3 protein-coding genes and 1 other RNA gene are annotated in these 7,905 nt (G+C 71.4%); all 4 read right to left on the bottom strand.

All coding sequences use genetic code 11. The annotated features are described in order from the left end of the window. A partial coding sequence (gene dnaX / locus ADE01S_RS18935; RefSeq protein WP_082775849.1) for a DNA polymerase III subunit gamma/tau occupies positions 1-1,166 on the bottom strand: 1,166 nt, incomplete at its 3' end. A gap of 217 nt (positions 1,167-1,383) precedes the next feature. Further along, positions 1,384-1,481, bottom strand: an RNA gene (gene ffs, locus ADE01S_RS18930) — signal recognition particle sRNA small type. Between the two features lie 236 nt (positions 1,482-1,717). Then, positions 1,718-5,167, bottom strand: a complete 3,450-nt coding sequence (locus ADE01S_RS18925) for a UvrD-helicase domain-containing protein (RefSeq protein ID WP_062683272.1) — start codon at positions 5,165-5,167, stop codon at positions 1,718-1,720. A gap of 3 nt (positions 5,168-5,170) precedes the next feature. Next, positions 5,171-7,834: a PD-(D/E)XK nuclease family protein gene (locus tag ADE01S_RS18920; protein ID WP_062683271.1), complete on the bottom strand. Its 2,664-nt coding sequence runs from the start codon at positions 7,832-7,834 to the stop codon at positions 5,171-5,173. Positions 7,835-7,905: the final 71 nt, after the last annotated feature.

Below are 7,905 nucleotides of genomic sequence, written 5' to 3'. Positions count from 1 at the left end.
GCGGCAACCGGCGCCGCGGCGACCGGATCGGCCGTCTGGCGGGCCGGCGCGGCGGGCGCTTCCAGCGCGGTCTGCGGACCGGCCTCGCCGTTGAGGGCCAGCATGCGCAGGCAGGCCATGATGAAGCCGGCGTACTCGTCGGGGGCCAGCGTCAGCTCGCCGCGGCTGTGCACCGCCACGGAGTAGAACAGTTGCGCGGCGTCGGGATGCAGCGACTGCGCCAGGCGCGCGATGTCGGCCGCCAGGGGATCCTCGGCGGGCGTCACGCCGGTCACGCGCTGTTCGATGGCCACGCGCGACAGCAGCACGGCCAGGTCGGCCAGCGCGCCGGCATAGGACAGCCCGCGGATCGCCAGTTCGTCGGCCACCGCCAGCACGCCCTTGGCGTCGCCCGTGGACAGGGCGTCCAGCAGGCGCACCAGATGCCGCTGGTCGATGGTGCCGAGCATGCCGCGCACGGCCTCCTCGGTCAGGTTGCCGGCGCTATAGGCGATGGCCTGGTCGGTCAGCGACAAGGCGTCGCGCATGGAGCCGGAGGCCGCCTGCCCGATCAGCCGCAGGGCCGGCACTTCGAAACCCACGTCTTCCTGGCCCAGCACGGCTTGCAGATGCCCGACGATGGAGTCGGCCGGCATCTGCTTCAGGTTGAACTGGAGGCAGCGCGACAGCACCGTCACCGGGATCTTCTGCGGATCGGTGGTCGCCAGGATGAACTTGACGTGCGGCGGCGGCTCTTCCAGCGTCTTGAGCATGGCGTTGAACGCATGCCCGGTCAGCATGTGGACTTCGTCGATCATGTAGACCTTGAAGCGCCCAGCGCCCGGCGCGTAGACCGCCTGCTCCAGGAGCTGGGTCATTTCCTCGACGCCGCGGTTCGAGGCCGCGTCCAGTTCGAGGTAGTCGACAAAGCGCCCCGCATCGATTTCCGTGCACGCGCGGCACACGCCGCAAGGCTTGGAAGTGATGCCGGTTTCGCAGTTGAGCGATTTGGCCAGGATGCGCGACAACGTGGTCTTGCCCACGCCGCGGGTGCCGGTGAACAGCCAGGCGTGGTGCAGGCGTTGCGTGTCGAGCGCGTGCGTCAGCGCGCGCACCACGTGATCCTGTCCCACGAGGGTATCGAACGATCGCGGCCGCCACTTGCGGGCCAGTACCAGATAAGTCATGGGTGGATTGTAGAGCCTGTTTCGCGAGCTGGCTCGAAAAGGCGGAGCCAGCTCCTGGAGTTCGGCGCGGGGGCCTTGGCGCCCGCGCCCCGCGCGGCTGGAAATGCAAAGGGGACGGGCTTATTTTCGTGGAGAGTATCCGTGGAAAATAACCCCGTCCCCTCGAAAAAACAAAGGATCATGATGCTATGCATGACCCTTTGTTTTGAAGAATCCGGTTGGCGAGCCTTACTCCGGCACTGACCCTAAACGACTATGGCTGCTTCGTTCCCGACCTGACCAGGTTCACCGTCGAACCATGCGAAGGGGCCCGCCACTTGAGATTCTAGCAGAGCTGCGCTTCGCTTGCTTGCTCGAATCTCAAGTGGCGGGCCCCGAGGGGCAGGATGTGGGCCCCCGCCCCGGCCCTCCCCCCGGGGGGGAGGGAGGGAGGACTACGCTTCGCTGGTCCTGGCGGCTCGCTTCGCTTTGCCGCGCTTCTTTTGGGAAAGGACGGCGCTTTGCTGGTCCTGGCGGCTCGTTTTGCTTTGCGTGCCTGCGAATGCTTGGGGTCAGTGTTTCAGGTCGATCCAGGCGCGGGCCCGGGGGAAGTACAGCGCGGCTCTGGCCTTGCGGCCGTCCAGGGAGGTGACCTGGGTGCAGTAGCGCAGCAGTTGTTCGCCGTGCCGCTGACGCATGCGCTGGGCGAAGGCGTCGGGGAGTTCGCCGGGGTGTGGACGGCCGGTTTTGTAGTCGACGATGAGCCAGCCATCTTCCGTGCTGAGCGCCAGATCGATCACCGACACCTTGCCCGCTGCGTCGATCAGCGGCCATTCGCGCCGCGCGCCGGATTGGGACAGCAGCCACAGGCCGCGTTCGTCGGCGAGCGTGGCTTGCAGGGTTTCCAGCACCGCCTCCGAAGCGGCGTCCGCCTGGCTGGCGGGGATGCCGGCGCGGGTCAGTTGGCGTCGCATGGCGGGCAGGCGTTCGGCCAGGGCGGCGGCGGGCCAGGTGTCCACGCCGTCCTGGCCGATGCGGGCTAGCCAGGCGTGCGCCAGGGTGCCGATGGCCGCGTCGTAGCCGGCCTCCAGCTGCCAGGCCGGATGCTCGGCGCCCTCGCCCCAGGCGCCGCGCGACGCCGTCGCGAAACCGGGGCTGGCGACCTCGTCGGCCAGGCGCGACAAGCGCGCCAGGCCCTCGCCGTCCACGCGCCGCAAGGGCTCGCCCTGCCATTCAGGGCCATCGGCGGCCTCGGGCGCGGCGTCCGCGTCGAGCGACGGCGGAACCGGCACCGCGAGGCAAGGCCACAGGCGTCCCAGCAGGCTGGCCGACGACGGCGTCTTGACCTGGCCGCTGGCCTCGTCCACCGACAGGTGGCCCACCAGATGCAGGCGCTTGCGCGCCCGCGTCGCCGCCACGTAGAGCAGGCGGTCGACCTCGTAGGAAGCCCGCCGCGCTTCGCGCGCGCCCAGGTAGCGCGACACCGGGTCGGCTTCGGTTTCCGCGCGCGGCTTGACCGGGCCGAACAGCACGCGGCCGCTGCTCTGCTCGAAGCGCACGAGCGGCGCCTGGTCTCCGCGCGGCGCGCGGTGCAGGCCGTACAGGATGACCGTTTCGAATTGCAGGCCCTTGGACTTGTGCATGGTCATGATTTCGACCGCGCCCTCGTCTTCGTCGGCCGCGTCCGGCGCGGCGAAGAGGCGCGCGATGCCTGCGTCCAGCGCGGCCGGATCGATGGCGCCGTGCGGCGCCAGGCGCTCGACCAGCTGGAACAGGCTCTCCGCGTCGTTCGCCACCGACACGCCCGCATACAGCGACGGGCCGCCCAGGCGGCGCCACATCGATTCCACCCAGGCGGCGAACGGCATCGCGCCCGACGCGTTGCGCGGATCGAGCAGGATGGCCGCCACCTGCCGCAAGCGCGCGAACTCGTCGGCGCCCAGCAGTTCCCGCGCGGACGGCGCCGGCGGCGCCTCGGGCGCGGCGGCGAACAGATCGCCCTGCGGACCGGTGCCCGTCGCCGCCGGCAGCGCCGGCGGCGCCAAGCGCAAGGCGCGCTCAAGCAGGACCGGCACCGGCGTGATGTGGTCGTCGCCGAACAGGCGCTGCAAGGACGTCAGCGTCAGGCCGCAATACGGCGCGCGCAGCACCGACAGCCACGCCAGGCGGTCGCCGGGATGGGACAGGGCCCGCACCAGCTGCACCAGATCGGCGACCACCGGCCGCAAGGCCAGCGGCACCAGGTCCACGGCGCGGCACCGTATGCCTTCCTGCGCCAGCCGGCGGGTCAGGTTGCCCAGGTGGCTGCGCGCCCGCACCAGCACCGCGACCGGATGCCGGGCGCCCTTGTGGTCGGCCAACGCCTGGCGCACCAGGCCCACGGCGATGTCCTCCGCCTGCTCTTCGGCCGGCGCCGCGCCCTCGCGCGACCAGGCCGGATGGAAGCGCACGGCTGGCTCGGGCAACGCCTCGTGGAAGGCCGTGGAGGGGCTGTAGGCGATGGCGCCCGCCGCGGCATCGCTGCGCCGGGGCAGCAGTTCCGCGAACGAGCGGTTCACCCATTCGACGATGCCGGCCTGCGAACGGAAATTGTCGGTCAGGTTCAGGAAGTCGGGCTGCAATTCGCCCACGCCGATCTCGGCGACTTCGAGGAACAACCCCACCTCCGCCTTGCGAAAACGGTAGATGGACTGCATGGGATCGCCCACCAGGAACAGGCTGCGGCCGTCGCCGGCCTGCCAGCCGGAGGTCAGCGTGCGCAGCAGGTCCAGCTGGGTCTGGCTGGTGTCCTGGAATTCGTCGATGAGCAGATGGCGGATCGAGGCATCCAGCTTCAGCAGCAGTTCGCCCGGATCGTCGGCGCTGCCCAGCGCGGCGGCGGCGCGTTGCGCGATCTCGATGAAGTCCACCTCGCCCGTGTCGGCGAAGCGCAGCCGCAGTTGCGCCACGGCCAGCGCCAGGGTCATCAGCTGCGCGCCCAGCACTTCCCATTGCGCGTCGGTGAAATGCGGCGCGGGGATATCGCGCACCGCGTTCAGCCGGCGCACCCAGGGCGCCTGGGCGTCGGCGGCCTCCAGCCAGGCGACGAAGGGTTCCTTGTGCGCGCACTTGGCGGGGAAGCCCAGGTTCTTGTTGACCGTCTTGCGCAAGGTGCCGGTGCCGGTCAGCAGCAGGTGCGCCACCGCGCGCCACTGGTCCAGCATGTCGGCGTCGGGCAGCAGCTCGTCGGTCCAGTCCAGCAAGGCCAGCAGCTTGTTGTCGTCCTCGCCGTCCTGCAGGTGCGCGGCCGCCAGCCGGGCCGGCCCGCAGAGCGCCTCGGCCCAGCCGAAGGGCATGGCCTCGCACAGCGAGTCCAGGTCTTCGCCGATGGCCTCGGCCAGCATGGTCTCCATGGCCTCGCGGTCGGATCCGTGGCGCAACAGCGGCAGCCATTGGTCTCGCTGGCCCAGCATGTCGGCGATGGCTTCCTTGGCCGCCTGCACGTCGACGTCCAGGTGCTTGAGCAGGATGCGCACGGCCTCGTAATCGTCGGCCAGTTCCAGCGTGGCGCGCGCCGCGGCTTCGTAGTGGGCGCGCGCATCGTCGGTGATCTCGGGCATGCCGCCCAGTTCCGACAGCCAGGGCATGCTGCGCACCAGGCCGGCGCAGAAAGAGTCGATGGTGCGGATGGCCAGGCGCGCCGGATGGTCGAGCAGGTGCCAGCCCTGCTCCGCGTTGCGCGCCAGCGCGGCGCGGGCCAGCTCCCAGCTGCGTCGTTCGTGCATGGCTTCGGGCGGCCCGTCCAGGCCGCGGCGCAGCTTGCTGAGCACGCGCGCGTGCATTTCGGAGGCCGCCTTCCGCGTGAAGGTGATGGCGACGATTTCCTCCGGGCGGTTCACCGTGGCCAGCAGCGCCAGGATCCGGTCCGTCAGCAGTTCGGTCTTGCCCGAGCCGGCGGGCGCCTGCACCAGGAACGAGCGGGTCGGGTCCAGCGCGGCGGCGCGCGCGGCGTGGTCGTACGGCAAGCGTTCTTGTTCAGCCATGGCTCATGCGTCCTCGTCGTCCAGATGCAAACGCAGGAACGGCAATGCATCGCAGTATTTCAGGTCATCCCGGCGATAGGCCACGTTGGCCGCATATCCCGCGACGTATTCATCGGCCAGCGCCTCGATCGCCACCCGCCAGCGCTCGCGTATCTGCGCCCAGGACAGGCCGTCGAAGTACTTGCTCTCGCTGGCCAGGGTGACGCCCGGCATGCCGAGGTCCTCGTCGGCCAGGCCTTGCGCGGCGACCTGCCGCGCATGGACCTGCGCCAGGACCAGGCCCGCGACTTCGCCGCCGGCCGCGTCCGCCAGCACCGACGCGTAGAACGGCAGCTGGACGTTCACGGGGCGGCTGCGCGACCAGTCCGGTTCAGGCTTGGCCGCCGCCACGCCGGTCTTGTAGTCCACGATGACGTTGCGGCCGTCGGCCAGGCTGTCGATGCGGTCGAGCCGCAGCTTCAGGTTGAGCGCGCCGCGCTGCCACTGGTGGTTCTTTTCCACCTGGGCCACGGCGAAAGGCAGGCGTTGCGCCTCCATGTCCAGCCAGGACGCCAGCACCGCCCGGGCGCGCTGGCACTCCAGCGCCTTCAGGGCCGGCGCGTAGTCCTGCAATTCCTCGTCCGCGGCCTGCGCCACCGCCTGCTCCAGCAAGGCGGGCAGGCGACCCGCCGCCATCACGTCATGCAGCGCATCCTGGTCGGGCATCATGCCCCAAAGCAGTTCCAGCGCCTTGTGCAGGAACTGGCCGCGCACGTTCACGGTGGCCGCATCCGCGTAGGGCGCCAGTTCGCGCCCGCCCAGGCGGTGCCGCACGAAGGCCCACAAGGGATTGCGGGCCTGCGTGTCGAGCACGTCCAGGCCCCCGCCCCCGCGGTTTCCCGCGGCCAGGGGCGGCCCCAGGGCGTCGTCCAGGGATTCCTGCGGCAGCGCCGCCGCCGGCGTCATGGCGGGAGGCGCCCAGTCCGTCGGCGGCGCCGCGGCGATCAGGGGCGACGGCCGCAACTCGCGTTCGCCGTCCATGTGGGCATGGCTGACGATGATGTCGGGCGCGCAGCGGCACAGCGCGGCATACATGCCTTCCGCCCACTCGCGCTCGCGTTCCGGCGTGGCGCGCGGCGCCTGGGCCTGGCGCAGCACGGCCAGCGGCAGCAGGGGATTGGGCTTGGGCGCGGCCGGCAGCACGTCGTCCGTGAGGCCCAGGATCCAGACGCCGTCCCAGTAGCCGCCCTCCGCCTCCAGCAGCCCCAGCACGTCCAGCCGCGCCAGCGGGTCGCGCTGGGGCTGGAACGAGGCGGACCGCGCCACGCTTTCCAGCAGGTTCACGGCGGCCAGCCCGCCCAGGCGGCCGGCGGCCGGCGCCAGCGCCGAGAAACTGCCCAGCGCGTCGCCCAGCGCGCCCATGACTTGATAGCCCACGCTGTCCAGCACGCCTTCGCCTGGAAAGCCCAGCGCCGTCAGGGCGGCCTTCATGCGCAGCATCCAGACGTCGCAGGTGGCCTGCCGGCCGCCCTGCGTCCAGATTTCCAGGGCCTGGTTCCAGGCTTGCGCCAGCGCGGGCAGGTCTCCCAGCAGCTTGCGCCATTCCTGCGGGCTCACGTGCATGCGGGCCTGGCGGCGCCAACGCGCATCGATGGAGGCCAGCCGGGCGCGGTCGCGCACGTCGCCCGCGCAATGCCCGGCCAGCAGGGCCGCGCCCAGCACGTCCACGCCGCAGCCCTTGCCCGCCGCGCATTCGGCCAGGGCGCGCAGCCAGGCCAGCGCGGCGCGCGCCATGGGCCATTCGTTCAGCGGCCGGCCGACGGCCACGTTGAAAGCGTGGGCGGGTTCGCCGCCGCGCCCGGCCAGCGCCTGGCTCAGCACGCGCCGGGCGAAGGGCGATTCGGCTTCGAGCTGGGGCGACACGATGGCGTAGCGGCCTTGCGGATGCGCTTTCAGGCTGGCCGCCGCCCAGGCGGCCGCGGCGCGCCATTCCGCGCCCTGGTCGGCCGCCTCGTAGCGGCGCGCGCTGGCGGCGGCGCGCTGGGCGTCGCGCCATTGGGCGACGGCGGTGCCCTGCGCCTCGAAGGCCTGGAGCAGGCGCTGGAAGCGCGGCGACAGATCGGTGAACCCCGCCAGCACCAGTTGCCTGGGCGTGGCCAGGCGGCCCGACTCCAGCGCCCGCAACACCCGCGCATAGCCCTGGTTGGCGTCCTCGGCGTCGATCCCCGCCAGCGTGCGTCGATAGCGCTCTCGCCATTTCGCGAAGCCGCGGTATTCATCGGTGTCGGCGCCCGAGGGCACGCGCAGGTCCCATTCGTCCATGAGCAGGTCGGCGTCCATGGCCAGGCGCGCGGCCTGGCTGGCGTCGAGCAGCACGCGCTCGGCCTCTTCCTCGCGGATCGCCTCGGTCCACACCAGCTGGGTGGCGAAGCTGTCGAGCCGGTAGGCGGGCACGCCGTCGTCCGCCTCGAACGCGAGTTCGTTGGCGGACTCGGCCAGCCAGGCGGACAGCGGCAGGATGCGCGGCAGCTCGCTGACCTGGCGCTCCTGGCGCAGCAGGCCGGCCAGCTCCAGCGTCAGGCGGCGCGAAAGCCGGTTGTTCACCGTCAGCACCAGCGTGCCGTCGGCGGGCATGCCGCCGATGTCCGGCAGCGAGAGGTCGGGAAAGGAAGGCGTTGTGTCCTGCATGGGCACCCAGGGACGCCCGCCCGGAGGCGGCGCGGCTATGACGGAGAAAAACACCGCCGTAGGATACCGCG

It is taken from the genome of Achromobacter denitrificans NBRC 15125 (genome assembly GCF_001571365.1).
Classification (GTDB): domain Bacteria; phylum Pseudomonadota; class Gammaproteobacteria; order Burkholderiales; family Burkholderiaceae_B; genus Achromobacter; species Achromobacter denitrificans.
This window is presented reverse-complemented; position numbering and strand designations above follow the sequence as displayed.